At 67.9% G+C, this 18,268-nt stretch carries 18 protein-coding genes; 6 read left to right on the top strand and 12 right to left on the bottom strand.

Translation table 11 applies throughout. From position 1 onward, the window contains the following. Positions 1-18: 18 nt before the first annotated feature. The 4 genes from AC1RQF_RS04210 to AC1RQF_RS04195 all read right to left on the bottom strand — a co-directional run bounded on the left by AC1RQF_RS04210 (position 19) and on the right by AC1RQF_RS04195 (position 5,216). A complete protein-coding gene (locus tag AC1RQF_RS04210) occupies positions 19-774 on the bottom strand; it encodes an ABC transporter ATP-binding protein (RefSeq protein ID WP_274000137.1) in 756 nt (251 codons plus the stop codon). Next, positions 771-1,550, bottom strand: a complete 780-nt coding sequence (locus AC1RQF_RS04205) for an ABC transporter ATP-binding protein (RefSeq protein ID WP_274000134.1) — start codon at positions 1,548-1,550, stop codon at positions 771-773. The genes AC1RQF_RS04210 and AC1RQF_RS04205 overlap by 4 nt, the downstream gene beginning before the upstream one ends. Before the next feature lie 337 nt (positions 1,551-1,887). Then, positions 1,888-3,576, bottom strand: a complete 1,689-nt coding sequence (locus AC1RQF_RS04200) for a GMC family oxidoreductase (RefSeq protein WP_492871377.1) — start codon at positions 3,574-3,576, stop codon at positions 1,888-1,890. A 116-nt stretch (positions 3,577-3,692) separates the two neighbouring features. Then, positions 3,693-5,216 (bottom strand): CoA-acylating methylmalonate-semialdehyde dehydrogenase, encoded by a 1,524-nt coding sequence (locus tag AC1RQF_RS04195; RefSeq protein ID WP_274000131.1) that lies wholly within the window; start codon positions 5,214-5,216, stop codon positions 3,693-3,695. Positions 5,217-5,327: 111 nt separating this feature from the next. Between AC1RQF_RS04195 and AC1RQF_RS04190 the strand changes: the two genes are divergently transcribed. Both AC1RQF_RS04190 and AC1RQF_RS04185 read left to right on the top strand, forming a co-directional pair. Next, complete coding sequence (locus AC1RQF_RS04190; RefSeq protein WP_274000129.1) at positions 5,328-6,227, top strand: LysR family transcriptional regulator; 900 nt, start codon at positions 5,328-5,330, stop codon at positions 6,225-6,227. A gap of 203 nt (positions 6,228-6,430) precedes the next feature. Continuing rightward, the gene (locus AC1RQF_RS04185; protein ID WP_274000128.1) at positions 6,431-6,964 is read left to right on the top strand and encodes a class IV adenylate cyclase; all 534 of its coding nucleotides are present in this window, start codon (positions 6,431-6,433) and stop codon (positions 6,962-6,964) included. A gap of 27 nt (positions 6,965-6,991) precedes the next feature. Here the strand turns inward: AC1RQF_RS04185 and AC1RQF_RS04180 are convergent, their stop codons facing one another. Beyond that, a complete protein-coding gene (locus tag AC1RQF_RS04180) occupies positions 6,992-7,483 on the bottom strand; it encodes an Lrp/AsnC family transcriptional regulator (protein WP_274000126.1) in 492 nt (163 codons plus the stop codon). A 140-nt stretch (positions 7,484-7,623) separates the two neighbouring features. On the opposite strand from AC1RQF_RS04180, the gene phhA reads away from it, so the two are divergent. Together phhA and AC1RQF_RS04170 are read left to right on the top strand one after the other, a co-directional pair. Continuing rightward, complete coding sequence (gene phhA, locus AC1RQF_RS04175; protein ID WP_274000124.1) at positions 7,624-8,517, top strand: phenylalanine 4-monooxygenase; 894 nt, start codon at positions 7,624-7,626, stop codon at positions 8,515-8,517. A gap of 84 nt (positions 8,518-8,601) precedes the next feature. Then, a complete protein-coding gene (locus AC1RQF_RS04170; protein ID WP_274000123.1) occupies positions 8,602-8,907 on the top strand; it encodes a 4a-hydroxytetrahydrobiopterin dehydratase in 306 nt (101 codons plus the stop codon). Between the two features lie 97 nt (positions 8,908-9,004). On the opposite strand, the gene AC1RQF_RS04165 is transcribed toward AC1RQF_RS04170, so the two are convergent. Continuing rightward, positions 9,005-9,235 carry a DUF3717 domain-containing protein gene (locus AC1RQF_RS04165; RefSeq protein ID WP_252982067.1) on the bottom strand — a complete coding sequence of 77 codons (231 nt, stop codon included), beginning with the start codon at positions 9,233-9,235 and terminating at the stop codon, positions 9,005-9,007. A gap of 121 nt (positions 9,236-9,356) precedes the next feature. Here AC1RQF_RS04165 and AC1RQF_RS04160 point away from each other — a divergent pair, with 121 nt between their 5' ends. Together AC1RQF_RS04160 and AC1RQF_RS04155 are read left to right on the top strand one after the other, a co-directional pair. Beyond that, positions 9,357-10,049: a response regulator transcription factor gene (locus AC1RQF_RS04160; RefSeq protein ID WP_004195796.1), complete on the top strand. Its 693-nt coding sequence runs from the start codon at positions 9,357-9,359 to the stop codon at positions 10,047-10,049. Positions 10,050-10,151: 102 nt separating this feature from the next. Beyond that, entirely contained in the window at positions 10,152-11,696 is a 1,545-nt protein-coding gene (locus AC1RQF_RS04155; RefSeq protein ID WP_492871370.1) for a sensor histidine kinase, read from the top strand. 19 nt (positions 11,697-11,715) lie between these two features. Here AC1RQF_RS04155 and AC1RQF_RS04150 read toward each other — a convergent pair whose 3' ends face one another. From AC1RQF_RS04150 to AC1RQF_RS04125, 6 genes are all read right to left on the bottom strand, one after another. Beyond that, positions 11,716-13,209 (bottom strand): insecticidal delta-endotoxin domain-containing protein, encoded by a 1,494-nt coding sequence (locus AC1RQF_RS04150; RefSeq protein WP_492871369.1) that lies wholly within the window; start codon positions 13,207-13,209, stop codon positions 11,716-11,718. A 95-nt stretch (positions 13,210-13,304) separates the two neighbouring features. Further along, the gene (locus tag AC1RQF_RS04145; RefSeq protein ID WP_274000117.1) at positions 13,305-13,826 is read right to left on the bottom strand and encodes an SET domain-containing protein; all 522 of its coding nucleotides are present in this window, start codon (positions 13,824-13,826) and stop codon (positions 13,305-13,307) included. Between the two features lie 200 nt (positions 13,827-14,026). Next, entirely contained in the window at positions 14,027-15,139 is a 1,113-nt protein-coding gene (locus AC1RQF_RS04140; protein ID WP_492871368.1) for an NADH:flavin oxidoreductase/NADH oxidase, read from the bottom strand. 100 nt (positions 15,140-15,239) lie between these two features. Continuing rightward, on the bottom strand, positions 15,240-15,950 hold the full coding sequence (locus tag AC1RQF_RS04135; protein WP_274000114.1) for a glutamine amidotransferase: 711 nt from the start codon (positions 15,948-15,950) through the stop codon (positions 15,240-15,242). Between the two features lie 36 nt (positions 15,951-15,986). Further along, entirely contained in the window at positions 15,987-16,628 is a 642-nt protein-coding gene (locus AC1RQF_RS04130) for a MarR family winged helix-turn-helix transcriptional regulator (protein WP_274000112.1), read from the bottom strand. 522 nt (positions 16,629-17,150) lie between these two features. Then, on the bottom strand, positions 17,151-18,266 hold the full coding sequence (locus AC1RQF_RS04125) for a YbdK family carboxylate-amine ligase (RefSeq protein WP_492871367.1): 1,116 nt from the start codon (positions 18,264-18,266) through the stop codon (positions 17,151-17,153). Positions 18,267-18,268: the final 2 nt, after the last annotated feature.

The following is an 18,268-nucleotide window of genomic DNA, read 5'->3' as shown; positions in this document are numbered from 1 at the left end:
GGTTGGACGGCCTCCGGGTCAGACGCCGAGCAGATCGTGCAGCACGGGCATCTTGGCGTCGAGCTGCGGCGCGCTGAAGTGCTCGACGATGCGGCCGTGCTCCATGACATAGAAGCGGTCGGCGAGCGGCGCCGCGAAGCGGAAGTTCTGCTCGACCATCACGATCGTGTAGCCGCGCGCCTTCAGCGTGACGATCATCCGCGCGAGGGTCTGCACGATCACCGGCGCGAGCCCTTCGGAGATCTCGTCGAGCAGCAGCAGGTTCGCGCCCGTGCGCAGGATCCGCGCGACGGCGAGCATCTGCTGCTCGCCCCCCGACAGGCGCGTGCCCTGGCTGTGCCGGCGCGAGGCGAGATTCGGGAACATCGTGTAGATGTCGCCGAGCGACATCGCGCGCTCGCTTGCGCCGAGCGCGGGCGGCAGCAGCAGGTTCTCCTCGCACGACAGGCTCGAGAAGATGCCGCGCTCTTCGGGACAATAGCCGACGCCGTAGTGCGCGATGCGATGCGTCGCGAGCGCGATCGTCTCGGCGCCCGCGATGCGGATCGAGCCGCTGCGCCGCCCCGTGAGCCCCATGATCGCGCGCAGCGTGGTGGTGCGGCCCGAGCCGTTGCGGCCGAGCAGCGTGACCACTTCGCCGCGGTGCACGGTGAGATCGACGCCATGCAGGATGTGCGACTCGCCATACCACGCCTCGAGGCCCGCGATCGCAAGCGCGGGCGTACCGCTCTCGACGCCGCTCAACTCACGCTCCTCCCGTTCGCTGTGCTTCATGCGTGCGCCCCCGCCAGTGCGGCCTCGGCGCTGCCCATGTACGCCTCGACGACGAGCGGGTTCTTCGACACCTCCGCGTACGCGCCTTCCGCGAGCACCTCGCCGCGCTGCAGGACGGTGATGGTGTCGGAAATGCCGGCGATCACGTTCATGTTGTGCTCGACCATCAGGATCGTGCGGCCGCTCGCGACCTTCTTGATCAGCGCGGTCACGCGATCGACGTCCTCGTGCCCCATCCCCTGGGTCGGCTCGTCGAGCAACATCAGATCCGGCTCCATCGCGAGCGTCGTCGCGATCTCGAGCGCGCGCTTGCGGCCATAGGCGAGCTCGACGGTCGGCACCTGCGCGAAATCGGTCAGGCCGACCTGGGTGAGCAGATCCATCGCGCGATCGTTGAGCCGACGCAGGCTGCGCTCGCTGCGCCAGAAATGGAATTCGGTGCCGAGCGAGCGCTGCAGGCCGATGCGCACGTTCTGCAGCGCGCTCAGATGCGGAAACACCGCGGAAATCTGGAACGAACGGATGATGCCGCGGCGCGCGATCTGCGCCGGCCGTTCGTCGGTGATGTCGATGCCGTTGAAGACGATCTGTCCCGCGGTGGGCTTCAGGAAGCGCGTGAGCAGGTTGAAGCAGGTGGTCTTGCCCGCGCCGTTCGGACCGATCAACGCATGGATCGAACCGCGCCGCACGCGCAGGTTCACGTCGTTCACCGCGGTGAAGCCCTTGAATTCCTTCGTCAGTCCGCGTGTTTCCAGAATCGTGTCGCCGAGAATCATGTTCCCTTCCATACGAAGTCAGGCGAAGCACCGGGAGCGTACGTTCAGGTGGCGGCGAATGATTCAGCGGACAAGCGGCTGCCCCCGTTCCGTGTGCCGCATCGGAGGTGGTCTCCCCACGCAGAATGCGCCCTGCACACTGCGCGTCATTGTCGCGCCGTTGGTGCAGTGCATTCATCGGGATTTGCACTTATAGGCCTGTAAGGATTGCGAGCATTGCACACCCGTATTGGCCAATACGCAGGATTTCTTACGACACGGCAAGCGCGCCGCGCGCACGAAAAAAACCGGATGCGGGTTAACCCATCATCCGGTTCGTCACGATCGCGGCGATTGTCTACACGGCGTGCGTCGGTGTCTCGACGGGCGTCTCGCGCGACACCGGCGCGGCGCGTCGACGCTCCGCGCGAATCAGTCCGCTCGCGCGTTCCGCGATCATCAGCGTCGGCGAGTTCGTGTTGCCGGACGTGATGGTCGGCATCACCGATGCGTCGATCACCCGCAGGCCGCTCACGCCGCGCACGCGCAAGCGGCTGTCGACCACCGCCGCCGGATCGTCGTCGCGGCCCATCCTGCAGGTGCCGACCGGATGGAAGATCGTCGTGCCGATCGCGCCCGCCGCCTCGGCCAGCTCCGCCTCGGTCTGGTAGCGCGCGCCGGGCAGCACCTCCTCGGGCGCATAGCGCGCGAGCCCCGCCGCGCCGGCAATGCGCCGCGTCAGGCGCAGCGCGTTCGCCGCGACCCGGCGGTCGTGCTCGGTCGCCAGATAGTTGGGCGCGATCGCCGGCGCGCGCGCGGGGTCCGGCGACACGATGTGGATGCTGCCGCGCGAGGTCGGCCGCAGGTGGCAGACCGACGCGGTGAACGCGTTGAAGCGATGCAGCGGCTCGCCGAAGCGGTCGAGCGACAGCGGTTGCACGTGATACTCGAGATCGGGCCGGGTGAGCGCGGGATCGCCCGGATCCGAGCGCGCGAACGCGCCGAGCTGCGACGGCGCCATCGACATCGGCCCGCTGCGCAGCAGCGCATATTCGGCGCCGATCGCGAGCTTGCCCCACCAATGCGCGGCGAGCGTGTTCAGCGTGCGCACGCCGCGCACCTTGAACGCCATGCGCAATTGCAGGTGATCCTGGAGGTTTTCCCCGACGCCGGGCAGATCGTGCACGACCTCGATGCCGAGCGCCTGCAGCCGCGCGCCCGCTCCGATACCCGACACTTCGAGCAGCTGCGGCGAATTCACCGCGCCCGCCGTGAGCAGCACCTCGCCGCGCGCGCGCGCGATCCGCCGCGCGCCGTCGCGGCGGTAGGCGACGCCCGTGCAGCGCCGGCCCTCGAACAGCACGCGCTCCGCCTGCGCGCCGGTGATCACCGTCAGGTTCGCTCGCGCCTGCGCCGGCCGCAGGAACGCCTTCGACGCATTCCAGCGCACGCCGCGCCGCTGGTTCACCTCGAAGTAGCCGACGCCTTCGTTGTCGCCGCGATTGAAATCGTCGGTGGCGGGGATGCCCGCCTGCTGCGCCGCCTGCGCGAACGCATCGAGAATCTCCCAGCGCAGCCGCTGCCGCTCGACCCGCCAGGGCCCGCCCGCGCCGTGCGCGTCGCTCGGCCCCGCGTGGTGATCCTCGCTGCGCTTGAAGAGCGGCAGCACCGCGTCCCAGCCCCAACCCGCGTCGCCCGTCTCGCGCGCCCAGCCGTCGTAGTCCTCGCGCTGGCCGCGCATGTAGATCATGCCGTTGATCGACGACGAGCCGCCCAGCACGCGGCCGCGCGGATACGACAGCGCGCGCCCGTTCAGCGCGGCCTCGGGTTCGGTCTTGTAGCGCCAGTCGGTGCGCGGATTGCCGATGCAATACAGATAGCCGACCGGAATGTGGATCCAGTGATAGTCGTCCTTGCCGCCCGCCTCGAGCAGCAGCACGGATACGTCCGCGTCTTCGGACAGACGATTGGCCAGCACGCAGCCTGCCGTGCCGGCCCCGACGACGATGTAGTCGAATTCGCCTTCGAGCGTTGCTTCATTGGCCACCCTGAGCCTCCTTCCCGTGTCTCCTTGTCTCCCGCCGCGCCTGCCGCGCGGCCGCCCACGTCGGCGGACATCGATGCGCGCCGCGCGTCGCATGGACGCGCATCGATGCCGGACGCCTACTTCGCGACGGGCATCGTGAATTCCGCGCCCTTCGCGATGCTGTCCGGCCAGCGCTGCATGATGCTCTTGTAGCGCGTGTAGAAGCGCACGCCTTCCTCGCCGTACGCATGATGGTCGCCGAACAGCGAGCGCTTCCAGCCGCCGAACGAATGCCAGGCCATCGGCACCGGAATCGGCACGTTGATGCCGACCATCCCGACCTGGATCTGCCGCGAGAACGCGCGCGCGATCCCGCCGTCCGATGTGTAGCACGATACGCCGTTCGCGAATTCGTGCGCGTTGACGAGCCGCACCGCGCTCGCGAAGTCCGGCACGCGGACCACCGCGAGCACCGGCCCGAAGATCTCCTCGCGATAGATCGACATGTCGGTCGACACCTGGTCGAACAGCGTGCCGCCGAGGAAGAAGCCCTGCTCGCGCCCCGTGACGACATGGCCGCGCCCGTCGACCACGAGCCGCGCGCCGGCCGCCACGCCGGCGTCGATATAGGCGGCCACCTTGGCGCGATGCGCGGCGGTGACGAGCGGCCCCATCTCCGCATCGGGCGCCATGCCGTCGGCGATCGTGAGCGCGCGCACGCGCGGCGCGAGGCGCTCGACCAGCGCGTCGGCCACCTCGCCGACCGCGACCGCGACCGAGATCGCCATGCAGCGCTCGCCGGCCGAGCCGTACGCCGCGCCGATCAGCGCGTCGACCGCCTGGTCGAGATCGGCGTCGGGCATCACGACCAGGTGGTTCTTCGCGCCGCCGAGCGCCTGCACGCGCTTGCCGCGCCGCGACGCCTCCGCATGGATCGCCTCGGCGATCGGCGTCGAGCCGACGAACGACAGCGCGGCGACGTCGGGATGGGCGATCAGCGCATCGACGGCGGCCTTGTCGCCGTGCACGACGTTGAACACGCCGGCGGGCAGGCCCGCCTGAGCGAACAGCTCGGCGAGCCGCAGCGAGGCTGACGGATCGCGCTCGGACGGCTTCAGCACGAAGGTGTTGCCGCACGCGATCGCGATCGGGAACATCCAGCACGGCACCATCATCGGGAAATTGAACGGCGTGATGCCCGCGACGACGCCGAGCGGCTGCCGCAGGTTCCAGTTGTCGATGCCGCCGCCGATCTGGTCGGTGAAATCGGTCTTCAGCAGGTTCGGAATCCCGCACGCGAACTCGACGACCTCAATGCCGCGCATCACCTCCCCTTTCGCGTCCGAGAACACCTTGCCGTGTTCGCGGGTGATCAGTTCGGCCAGCTCGTCGTGATGGCGGTCGAGCAGTTCCTTGAAGCGGAACAGCACGCGGGCGCGCTTGATCGGCGCGGTCTCGCTCCAGGCCGGAAACGCGGCCTGCGCCGCCGCGACCGCCGCGTCGACCTCCGCCGCGCCGCCGAGCGGCACGCGGGCCGTCACCGCGCCGAGCGCCGGGTTGAAGACGTCGCCGTAACGCTCGCTCGCGCCGTCGGCCGCGCGGCCGCCGATGAAATGGGACAGCGTGCGCACGTGTGCCGCGCCGGGTTGGGTCTCGCTCATGTCGGGGTTCTCCTCTGGTGGATCGCGTCGACCTGAAGCCTACCCGCGGGCGCCGCCGCGAATCCAATGAGTAATGTTCAAATGCGTTATAAGCCGCGCTAATATCACGGCATGGATATGATCCTGCTCCGCGCCTTCGTCGCGGTGGCGCGCGAAGGCAATCTGACGCGCGCCGCCACGCAACTGCACCTCACCCAGCCGGCCGTCAGCCTGCAGATCAAGCATCTGCAGGAATGGCTCGACCTCACCCTGTTCACGCGCACGCCGCGCGGCCTCACGCTGACGCGCGACGGGCAGGCGCTGCTGCCGCACGCGGAACGCGCGCTCGCGGCCGCGGCCGACGTGCAGCGCGCGGCCGCCGCGCTGCGCCAGGAAGTGCGCGGCCGGCTGCGGATCGGCACGATCCTCGACCCGGAATTCCTGCGGCTGGGCGGCTTCCTGCGGCAGCTGGTCGAGTCCTATCCGCAGATCGAAACCGCGCTGCGGCACGGGATGTCGGGCTGGGTGCTCGATCAGGTGCGCACGCACGAACTCGATGTCGGCTACTACATCGGCCAGCCGGCCGAGGACGACCCGCGCGACGCGGCGCTGTTCCACACGCTGACGCTCACGCATTTCCAGTACCGGGTGCTCGCGCCCGCGGGCTGGAAGGAGCGGGTGCAGCGCGCGCGCGATTGGCGCGCGCTCGCCGCGCTGCCGTGGATCTGGACGCCCGCCGCGTCCGCGCATCACCGGCTGCTGTCGCGCCGCTTCGGCGAGCTGCGCGTGCAGCCGGTGACGGTGGCGGAAGTGGACCAGGAACTGTCGATGCTGGACCTGGTGAAGTCGGGCGTGGGCCTCACGCTCGCGCGCGATTCGATCGCGCTGCGCGAGGCGCATGCGCACGCGCTGACGATCGTCGAGCGCGTGACGGTGCCGACCGAGCTGACTTTCGTCACGCTCGCCGCGCGCCGCGAGGAGCCCGCGATCGCGGCGGCGCTGCGCCTGATGGAAGCGCAGTGGGCGGACTGAGCGCGGGCGCGGCGAGCCCCGGCGCCTGGCCGGATGGGCGACGCCGCGCGGCGCGCGAACCGGGCCCGGGCCCTTCCTACCGGGCCCGGCCACCCGGGCCGGACCGTGACGTCGGCGCCCCGCCCCACGCGCGTCACGCCGCCGCCCCGGACTTTTTGCTAGATTGTCCGTTCACACCCGACCACCGTTCGAAGGAGATCCGCATGGCCCGCAACATCGAGATCAAAGCCCGAGCCCGCGCGTTCGACCAGTTGCAGGAGCGCGCGGCGGCGCTCGCGACCGACGCCCCGCTGTTCTACCGTCAGCAGGATTTCTTCTACGACGTGCCGCGCGGCCGGCTCAAGCTGCGCCGCTTCGAGGACGGCACGCCCGCCGAGCTGATCTTCTACCAGCGCGACGACCGCGACGGCCCGAAGGCGTCGTACTACACGCGCAGCCCCGTCACCAATCCCGACGCGATGCACGCGCTCCTCGCCACCGCGCTCACCACGCGCGGCATCGTGACCAAGGAGCGCCACGTATACCTCGCCGGGCGCACCCGCATCCACCTGGACCGGGTCGACGGGCTCGGCGACTTCGTCGAACTCGAGGTCGTGCTCGCGCCCGACGACGACGAGGCGGGCGGCGAGGCCGAGGCGCACGCGGTGTTCGCGCGGCTCGGCGTGTCGAACGACGACCTCGTCGCGGTCGCCTACGTCGACCTGCTCAACCAGGCGCAGCAGGACCTGCCCGCGTAAGGCCGCCGCCACGCGCCGGCGGCCGCCTCACGCGGCCGGCGCGCCGGGCTCCAGGTGCGCGAGCGGCAGCGGGCCGTTGCGCTTGAAGGTCGTCAGCACGATGTTCGAGCGCACGCTGTCCACCCCCGGCACCCGCATCAGCTTCTTCATCACGAACGACGACAGCGCGTTCAGATCCGGCGCGACGATCCGCAGCAGATAGTCGGCGTCGCCCACCACCGCATGGCATTCAAGCACTTCCGGCAGCACGTCGATCTGCTGCTGGAACTGCTCGATGATCGAATCGCCGTGGTGCTTGAGCTTCAGGCTCGTGAACGCGGTCACGCCGAGCCCGAGCCGCTCGGGCCGCAACACGACCCGATACCCGTCGATGACGCCCGCCGACTCGAGGCGCTGCAGGCGCCGCCCGATCTGCGACGGCGACAGCGGCACCTCTTCGCCGAGCTGCTGGTGCGTCGCCCGGCCGAAGCGCTGCAGCACCTCCAGGAGCGCGAGATCGAAGTGATCGAGTTCAACCATGAATATTCTCCGCATTGATTCAATATTTGATGCGTGATTATCGCATTACGAGCCAAATCCACGCCACCTTTGCGCCCAATCCGCATGCCCCCCGCTCTACACTTGCATCTATTGAAACCGATGCCCAACCAGAGCCGATCATGTCCACCGTCGTCACCGCGAAACTGAAGGAACAGTTCGACGCGGGTCTCGAAACCCGCGCCGATTTCACCATCGACCAGCCGCTCGAACGCTACGGCCAGGTCGACCACGCGGTGTGGAACCAGCTGTACGACCGCCAGGCGGCCCTGCTGCAAGGCCGCGCGTGCGACGCATTCGTCGCCGGGCTCGCGCGCCTCGACCTGTCGGCGGCCGGCGTGCCGTCGTTCGCGGCCGTCAACCGCCAGCTGAAGGCCGCGACCGGCTGGGAAATCGTCGCGGTGCCGGGCCTCGTGCCCGACGTGGTGTTCTTCGAGCACCTCGCGAACCGCCGCTTCCCGGTCACCTGGTGGATGCGCCGCCCGGACCAGCTCGACTACCTGCAGGAACCGGATTGTTTCCACGACCTGTTCGGTCACGTGCCGCTGCTGATCGATCCGGTCTTCGCCGACTACATGCACGCGTACGGCCGCGCGGCCCTCGCGGTCGCCGACGATCCGCAGGCGCTCGCGCTGCTCGCCCGCCTCTACTGGTACACGGTCGAGTTCGGCCTGATCCGCGACGCGTCGCAACCGGGCCGCCTGCGAATCTACGGCGCGGGCATCGTGTCGAGCAAGGGAGAAACGCTCTACAGCCTGGAAAGCGCGGCGCCGAACCGGATCGGTTTCGATCTCGAGCGCGTGATGCGCACCCGTTACAGGATCGACACGTTCCAGAAGACCTACTTCGTGATCGACGATTTCGCGCAGCTGTTCGCGCTCGCCGACGTCGACGCGCGCGCGCTGGCCCGCCGCCTCACGCCGCTGCCCGAGCATCCGGCGGGCGCCGTGCTCGACGCCGACCGCGTGCTGACGCGCGGCACGGGCGAGGGTTGGGCGGACGATCCTGACGCATGAGCCGCAAGTTGTGAAAGAATGTCCGGCACGGTGCGCCGCCGCGAAGCCTGCGCGCGGCCGCGCCGCTACCGAACGAGGCCTGCAATGATTCACAAACTGACATCCGAAGAACGCAAGACCCTGCTCGAAGGCCTGCCCCACTGGTCGGCCATGCCCGGCCGCGATGCGATCCAGCGCAGCCTGCGCTTCGCCGATTTCAACGAAGCCTTCGGCTTCATGGCGCGCGTCGCGATCAAGGCGCAGGAAATGGATCACCATCCCGAGTGGTTCAACGTCTACAACCGGGTCGACATCACGCTGTCGACGCACGACGCGAACGGGCTCACCGAACGCGACATCAAGCTGGCCCGCTTCATCGACGAGGTCGGGCGCGAGGCGCATCCCGCCTGAGCAAATATTGCGTAATAACCCTGACCGGAATAAAAAAACCTCGCGTCAACGTTTCGCTTTCAGCAAGCGTTTTCTATGATGAATGACGCGAAAGCCTTCAGCTTTCCAAGCCGTCCTTAAGGCGCACGTAAGACTCCCAGGCCTTGCGTGCGCCAGGGTCCAATCCTTCCAGTTGCAGCGCACTCCGGCGCTGTACAATCAGCAGCGCATACGGCTTGGAAAGCGCGCTTGCCTCTTCGCAGAGTTTGAGTTCGTCGCCGCTCGAAGGCGAGCGGGCGCGCCAGAAATTGATCGCGGCTTCAAGTTCGTGGATCGAGATGTCGGACATGTTGGTATGGATGTGTTCGATGGCCGCCTTGCTTGTCGTCAGGCATGCGATGTTCCTGTGGAAACGGCGTCGTGCTGTCCGCGTGCCTGAACCGCCAACCCATTGTACTTGAGCGAATCTCATGCGACTCCTTCTGATCGAAGATGACCGCCCCATCGCCCGCGGCATTCAAAGCAGCCTCGAACAGGCTGGCTTCACCGTCGACATGGTCCACGACGGGATTTTTGCCGAGCAGGCGCTCGCGCAGAATCGCCACGAACTCGTAATCCTCGATCTCGGCCTGCCCGGCATCGACGGCATGACCCTGTTGTCGCGCTTTCGTCAGACCAACCGGCACACGCCCGTCATCGTGCTCACCGCGCGCGACGAGCTGAACGACCGCGTGCAGGGCCTGAACTCCGGCGCCGACGACTACATGCTCAAGCCGTTCGAGCCCGCCGAACTCGAAGCGCGGATCCGCGCGGTGATGCGCCGCAGCGGCCCGCACAGCGACATGCCGCGCCCCGAGGTCTCGCTGGGCGGTGTGCGCCTGTCGGGCGTCGACCGCCGCATCTTCAACGACGACAAGCCGCTCGAACTGTCGCCGCGCGAGTTCGCGGTGCTCGAGATGCTGCTGCTGCGCCACGGCCGCGTGGTCAGCAAGGCCCAGCTGCAGGACCACCTGACCCACTTCGGCGGCGATCTTGGCGACACCGCGATCGAAGTCTACGTGCACCGGGTGCGCAAAAAGCTCGAGCAGTGCCGGGTCGAGATCGTCACGGTGCGGGGCTTCGGCTACCTGCTGCAGGAAATCCGCCAGACCGCGAGCGTCTGACGCGCCCGTGCGGGCCGGCGTGCAGCGCGCGCCCGCCCGCGATCGCCTTGATGCCAGACCGCGCCGCTCGGCCGAGCGGCGCTTATCTTTTTTATCCGCGCGATGTCTTCTGATCCGGCTGTGACCAGCCTGCGCCGTTCCTTGCTGCGGCGCCTCGCCGCGCCGCTGTCGATGCTCGCGCTGATGAGCGGCCTGATTGCCTACTGGCTCGCGTGGCAATACACGCAGCACGTGATCGACCGTTCGCTCGCCGATCTCGCGACCGCGATCTCGAAGCAGATCCAGATCGCCGGCCCCGACGCCCCGTTCACCGTGCCGCCGCTCGCGCAGGCGATGTTCTCCGACCCGACCGACCAGCTGATCTACCGGATCAGCGACGGCGAGCACGAGCTGGCCGGCGATCCGAAGCTGCCGCTGCAGGGCACGAGCGTGCGCCGCATGCACAACGCCTACGTGTTCGAGGCCGACTACGAGAATCACTCGGTGCGGGTCGCGCAGGTGCGCGTCGAACAGGCGGACGGCGGCAATCCGATGATCGTGCTGGTCGCGCAGCCGGTGCGCCACCGCTACCAGATCGCCGCGGAATTCCTCGTTGCGATCATGATGCCGCTGCTGTTGCTGCTGCTCGCGGGCTGGGGCATCGTGTGGCGCGTCGTCAACCAGCAGCTCGGGCCGCTCACGCATCTCGCCGATTCGCTGAACCGGCAGACCCACACGTCGCTGGAACCCGTCGACGAGACCGAGGTGCCGCTCGAGATCCGGCCGCTGACGAGCGCGATGAACGCGCTGCTCGGCCGCCTGAAGACCGCGCTCGACGCACAGCGCAAGTTCATCGCGGACGCCGCGCACCAGCTGCGCACGCCGCTCACCGCGGTCAAGCTGCACGCGGAACAGGCCGCGGTCGCACGCGATCCGCAGCAGACCCTGGGCGCGGTGCGCGAGCTGCGCGCGGCCGCCGATCGCGCGGTGCGGCTGTCGAACCAGCTGCTGTCGCTCGCGCGCGCGGAGCCCGGCGAGCAGGCCGCGCGCTTCGTCGACGTCGACGTCGCCGCGCTCGCGTTCGAGACGGGCGCCGAGTGGGTGCCGCGCGCGCTCGCCGCGCATGTCGACCTCGGTTTCCAGCGCACCGACGAGCCGGCCTCGAACGATCCGGATCATTCCCACGCCGACGATCCGCCGCTGATCGCGCGCGGCAATCCGGTGCTGCTGCGCGAGGTGATCGCGAACCTGCTCGACAACGCGCTCAAGTACGTGCCGCTCGCGCGCCCCGAAGGCGCGCGCATCACGGTGAACGTGTCGCGCTGCGTCCTCGCGGAATCCGACGCCGCCGAGATCAGCGTGGAAGACAACGGCTCGGGCGTGCCCGCGAACCAGCAGGCCGACCTGTTCAAGCGCTTCTTCCGCGGCGACGCGCAAAGCGGCAACGGCGTCGAGACCGGCGCGGGCCTCGGCCTCGCGATCGTGCACGACATCATCGTGATGCACGGCGGCACCGTCACCTATCGCGACGCGCCCGACGGCGGCTCGCGCTTCATCGTGCGCATCCCGCTCGTGAACCCCGCTGCCGCGCCTTCCGCTGCGTCGGGCGTCGCTGCGCCGGGCGTCGCCGCACCAGGCGCGGCCGAAGCGTCGACCCCTTCCACGTGATGACCGCGCCCGCGTCCGTTCAGCGGCGCGGGCGGTCGTCGATGTCGCGCCAGAACGCCTCGCGCCGCGCCTGCAACGTCGGCGAGATGGCCCTCGGCAAATAAGCCGGCCCCGTATTCGGCTCGGCAACCGCGCCGATGTACAGCAGATCCTTCACATGAGGCGGCACGTAGCGCGCGTCGCGGCTGAAACCGAAGATCACGCAGCCCAGGTCGCTGTCGTAGTACCGGCTGCGCGACCACATGTTGAGCGTCGTCAGCATGCGGCCGGGAATCGTCACCTCGTGAGTCGGCGTCCCCGGCAGATCCGTGCGGTTCCACAAGGTCTTGCGCGTGCCGTCGGCCAGCACGAGCGTCAGTGCGACCGGGATGCTGCCGCTCGTCACGACCGCCTTCGCGACGTTGAAGCGCCGCTCCGGCCCGGGCGCGGGAAACGCGACCGTGTAGCGCTCGACGCCGCCCAGCGGATCCGCGAGGATTCCATAACGATCGCTGCGCGCCGCTCCCCACACGCGCGGCCCCTGCCCCGTCGCGTGCCGCACGTTCACGACGCGCGGCGTGGCGTTGAACAGCTCGATGTCGATCGCGGTGAAGTCGGCCAGCGGCGTGCCGAACGGCGTCGCCACGCCGTTCGCGGCCCAGCCGCGGCATGTGCCGTCCCAGTCGTCCGCGGTCCCGTAGGCGAGGCTGTATACGTCCTTGAACGGCAGCGTCGTCGCGACGCCCGGATGACGGACCGGATCGAGCAGTACGAGCAGCACTCGGTAATCGTCGATCAGCACGATCCGCTGCTGCTCGAACGGTTGCCAGTAGTCGTGCAGCGCCGTCTGATGCGGGCCCGGCGAGGCGGGCGCGGAAGACGCGAGCCGGGCCCGTTCGTGCGCGACCGCCTGGTCGAGATGGGCGACGTACGCGTCGGTGGTGTCGCGCGCCTGCTGCACGACGTCGGCATAGGCCGCCGCGTTCCAGCCCCAGTCCTTGCCGTTCAGCACGCAATCGCGCAGCAGGCTCATATGCAGCTGCGTAAACAGCGCGAACAGCGGCGCGAGCGTCCATTCGTGGTCGGGGTTCCGGAATTCGGCGGCCGCCGCGACGAACAGCGTGTTGGTCGCGATGAACTGCATGCGCATCGTCGGGCCGTCCTTCGTCGCGACCGCCTGCACATACAGCTTCAATGCATCGCCCAGGCCCGCGAGCTTCGCCTTCAGCAGGCTGAACACCGCGGCGTCGAGCTTGCGGTCGATCATCGCCTCGACCTGCTGGCGCACCTGTTCCCAGGGATCCGGGCCGCTCGACGGCCACAACAGCGACACCAGCGTGGACAGCAGGCCGCCCACCTCCGGAATTTCCGATACGCCCCAGGTCAGCAGGATCTTCAGCGTGTTGAGGATGTCGCCGTCAGCCAGGTTGCCGAGCGGCGCGGCCGAGGCGACCGGTGCGCCGTGAACCGCCGGCAGCGTCAGCGCGAGACCCAGCGCCGGCACGGTTTTCAGCAAGGAACGTCGTGTGAGCATCGTCAGCGTCTCCCGTTCTTTTCACGGTGTGTCCTTCCTGACTGACGATCATTTTCGGGATAGGTTCCGGCGGGGACGCCGGCGCACCCGCCCGATCACTTCTTCTTTTTCTTGTCCTTGCCGCCCTTGGCGTCCTTCTTGTCCTTCTTCTTTTTCTTTTCGCCGGCCTCATCCGTGGTCGCGAGCAAGGTGCCCCGACACGTGCTCGCGCCGCAGCGGCATGCGTACTCGCGCTTGAGCTTCTTGGTCAGGCGCGCGTCGATCACGAGGCCGTAGTCGTAGAACAGTTCCTCTTCCGGCGCGATGTCGCGCAGCGCGTGCACGTAGACGCGGCCGTCCACTTCCTCGGCCTCGCAGTTCGGCGCGCACGAATGGTTGATCCAGCGCGCGCTGTTGCCGTTGATCTTGCCGTCGATCACGCCGCCCGCGTCGAGCGCGAAGTAGAACGTGTGGTTCGGCTCGTCCGGATCGTGCGGATGACGGCGCAAGGCTTCCTTCCAGGAGATCCGCTCACCCTTGTATTCCACTACGCGCTCGCCCGCCTTGATCGGCGCCACGGCATAGACGCCCTTGCCGTGCACTCCCGAGCGGCGCACCGCGATCCTGCGTGAACTCATCGAACGAATCCTTGTGAAGACAGCTTGTACGTGAAGCGTCGCAAGCACCGACGGCGCGCGCGAAGCGCCGCCCCAAATGGAAACGCGGCGCCGCCTGGCGCCGCGTGCGGCCCGCGACAAAACACCCGCATCCTACACGGTTGATGTCGCTTCGTTCAACATCAGGCGTCGAAAACGCGCCGGCTCGCGGCGCGATCCGTTCAACGCTGGCCGAGCGTCGTGTCGCCGAACAGGTGCTTCTGCTCGCGCGGTTGCGAGCGCCAGTATTGCGGCGGCGCCGTGACCGTCGCACCGAGCTGGGCGGCCGCATGCCACGGCCAGCGCGGATCGTAGAGCATCGCGCGCGCCATCGCGACGAAGTCCGCGTCGCCCGCCTCGATCAGACGATTCGCGTGTTCGGGATCACTGATCAGACCGACCGCGAAGGTCGGCATGCCGACCGCGCGCTTCACCGTCTGCGCGAACGGCACCTGGTAGCCGGGCGACAGCGGGATCTTCTGCAGCGGCGACACGCCGCCCGACGATACGTCGATCCAGTCGCAGCCGCGCGCCTTCAACGCGTGGCCGAACGCGACCGTGTCCTCGAGCTCCCAGCCGCCGTCGACCCAGTCCGTCGCGGATACGCGCACCCCGACCGGGCGATCGTCGGGAAACGCCGCGCGCACGATCTCGACGATCTCGAGCGGGAAGCGCATCCGGTTCTCGCGCGTGCCGCCGTATTCGTCGGTGCGTTGGTTCGCGAGCGGCGACAGGAACTGGTGCAGCAGGTAGCCGTGCGCCGCGTGCACTTCGATCGCGTCGATACCGAGCCGCGCCGCACGGCGCGCGGCCGCGCGAAACGCCTCGCGGACCCGGTTCAGGCCCGCGGCGTCGAGCGCGAGCGGCGGCGTCTCGCCGTCCTTGTGCGGCACCGCGGACGGCGCATGCGGCAGCCAGCCGCCGTCCGCGACCGGCACCAGCTGGCCGCCGAGCCAGGGCACCTGGCTCGACGCCTTGCGGCCCGCGTGCGACAGCTGCATCGCGATCCGGATCGGTGAATGCTTGCGGATCGCGGCCAGCACCCGCGCGAGCGCCGCCTCGGTGACGTCGTCCCACAGGCCGAGATCGGCCGCCGAGATCCGCCCGTCCGGCTCGACCGCGGTCGCCTCCAGGCACAGCAGCCCCGCCCCCGACAGCGCGAGATGGCCGAGATGGATCATGTGCCAGTCGCTGGCCTCGCCGCGCTCGGCCGAGTACTGGCACATCGGCGAAATGACGATGCGGTTGGGTAGCGTCACGCCGCGCAGCGTGAACGGGGAGAACAGTGCGCTCATGAAATTCGCCCGCAGGAAATAGAAGTGCGAACGAGGTTAACACGCGGCGCCGCGTCGTGCAGGCTTCGTGTCAGACGAATTTCAAAGGGATTTCAGGCGCTCAGGCGCCGACCGCGTCGAGCCAGTCGCCGAACATCCGGCGCGCCGCGCCTTCGAGCGTCGGACCGTGGCGCAGGGTCTGCGCGCGCAGCTGCTTCGCGTCGGTTCCCGGGGTCGCCGCCAGTTCGCCCGCATGACCGATCAGCCAGGGCTCGAAACCGTCGGCGCGGATCTCCGGATGGCATTGCAGCGCCAGCACGTGGCCGCCCCACGAAAACGCCTGGTTGCGGCAGGCCGGCGTCGACGCGAGATGGATCGCGCCGGGCGGCAGGTCGAAGGTGTCGCCATGCCAATGCAGCATGGACGTGGCCGCGCCATCGAGATGGCGCAGCGGCGACGCGCGGCCGGCGTCCGTCAGCGTCAACGGCGTCCAGCCCAGCTCCTTGTGCGCAGCCGGGTAGACCTTCGCGCCCAACGCGCGCGCGATCAGTTGCGCGCCGAGGCAGATGCCGAGCGTCGGCAGGCCCGCCTCGATCCGCCGCCTGACGAACGCCGCCAGCACCGCGGTAGTCGGATAGAGGTCGTCGTCGTAGGCGCTGACCGGCCCGCCGAGCAAGACGAGCAACGACGGCTCGAGCGGATCCAGCACCTCGAAGCGCGACCCGCCGACGTCGACATAGCGTACGCGCGTGCCGCGCTCGCCGAGCACCCGTTCGAAACTGCCGAGGTCCTCGAAATGCACGTGGCGGATCGCAACGACTTCAGCCTTCATCAGCGGGCTCCGGGCGAACGAGCTGCGCGACGCGGATTACGCCTGCGCGAAGATCTTCCAGGTTTTCTTCTGCGTGGCGGCGTCGGCCTCTTCGTGCACCGAACAATCGAGCCGCAGATCGCTGTCGGCCATCGACAGGTCGAGCAGCGCGCAGCGGTACACCGTCTTCTTGCCCGACTTCGCCGGCTGGAAGTGCTTGCAGGTCACGCACATGCGATGCGGCGGCACATCGCCGTTCATCTGCAGTTCGCGCAGCGTCTTCAGCAGCGCGCGGTACAGCGCACCTTGCTCGTCCGCGCCGAGCAAGCCGACCGCCTTCGTCAGGAAGTCCGGCCACTGCAACGCTTTCTTCGCCGCGGTCCGGCCGCGCGCGCTCAAGCGTACGGCCAGCGCGCGGCCGTCGTCGAGCGCACGACGTTTTTCGACAAGACCCTTGTGTTCGAGCGTGCTCACCGCATCGCTCGTCGTCGCCGCCGTCAGCTGCGTCTCGCGTGCGATCTCGCCGAGGCGCATCGGCCCCTTCCGCTGCAACAGCAGAACTAGGATCTCACCCTGCGTCGGCGTCAATCCCGCGCCTTCCGCCCAATCCCATGCCTGACTCCGCATGGCCGTGCTCAACCGCAACAGACTGTGTGTCACACGTCCTGCTGCCTGGTTCCCGTATACGCCTTCGCTCATAGTCTTTTCGCTGTTGCCGGTCGCCTTCACCCCGGGCGACCATTGTGGGGAGATCTGATCCGGATCCCTATCTCAAATGGACGCGCCTGGACAAGCGCGTCCCGCACGCTCGCATCGAGGCACACGACGCGAACCTGCGCACGGTGCGACACTCCCGTCAGCGTCGGTCACCGCGAAGCCGACATTCTAAGCGAGAGAGGAAAATCGCACAGCTAAGTTATCCAATCCAGACTGTGGATAATGGCTGGATAACCACACCTTCATCCTGTGCGGGATTTCTTGATGAATATCAAACCGCGACGGTGGAGCAATTTCCGATCCCGGCGCGGCGCCATCGACTGCGCCTTGCTCCACACGGTTATCCAGTTTACAGCTCTTTGACTTTACAACGGAATCCGGGGTTATCCACAGTACCTGACGCACGCGCGCAAACGATTTGCGGTTCGTATGCGGAAAGCCGGAGGAAACCTGGGGTTAACCGGAACTCCGGGTAATCGAGTACTCGAATGGAAAAACTATTTTTCATTCGCGCCAGCGTAGACACTGCTGTCGCACCGTCTCGTTCAACGATTTTTCCTGTTTGAATACGGTTCTCAGCCACGCCGCGTCATTGACGCGCGCCTTCGCGAGCGAGCCGATCTGGTCGAGCGCGGCGCGCGAGCCCAGCGCGGCCGCGTGCGGCGCGATGCGGTCGAGCGTATCGAGGATGTCTTCGGCGATCGTGCGGCGCTCACTTGTCTGTGGGTTCACGCAGGTGCCCTCCAGTCCAAATCTGCACGCTTCGAAACGATTGAACGTATAGACCAGATAATCGTCCTCGGACAGCGTGAGCGGTTTGTCGAGCAGCAGGTAGCGCGCGAGCGTCTGAATGTAGCAGGCGATCGCCGCCGCGCGGTCGACCGACAAGGGCGTGTCCATGACCCGCACCTCGATCGTGCCGTAGCCGGGCTTCGGGCGGATGTCCCAGTAGAAGTCCTTCATGCTGTTCACGACGCCGGTGTTCACCATCTTCGTGAAGTACTCCTCGAAGCCGTTCCACGACAGCACGAACGGCGCGCGCCCGGACAGCGGGAACGCGAACACCGAATTCAGGCGTGCCGAATGAAAGCCCGTGTCGACGTTCTGGACGTAGGGCGACGACGCGGACAGCGCGATGAAGTGTGGAATGAAGCGCGACAGCGAGTGCAGCAGGTACAGCGCGCTGTCCGGATCGGGACAACCGATGTGCACGTGCTGGCCGAACACCGTGAACTGCTTCGCGAGGTAGCCGTACAGCTCCGAGATGTACTGGAAGCGCGGCGCATCGAAGATCTGCCGCTCGCTCCATTGCTGGAAGCCGTGCGTGCCGCCGCCGCACAGCCCGACGTTCAGCTGACCCGCGGCCTTCACGAGCGTATCGCGGATGGCGTGCAGTTCGCCCAATGCCTGATCGTGCGTTTTGCACACCCCGGTCGACAGCTCGATCATGCTTTCGGTGATTTCCGGCGTGATGTTGCCGGGGAACTGCTCGTCCTTGATGAGCCGCATCAGATCGGACGCGGCTTTCGTCAGATCGTAGTTGTGCGTGTTGACGATCTGCATTTCGAGTTCGATGCCGAACGTGAACGGCTCCGAATTGTTGAACGTTTCGAGTGCCATGG

The organism is Burkholderia sp. GW821-FHT14F03, from assembly GCF_058803765.1.
This window is presented reverse-complemented; position numbering and strand designations above follow the sequence as displayed.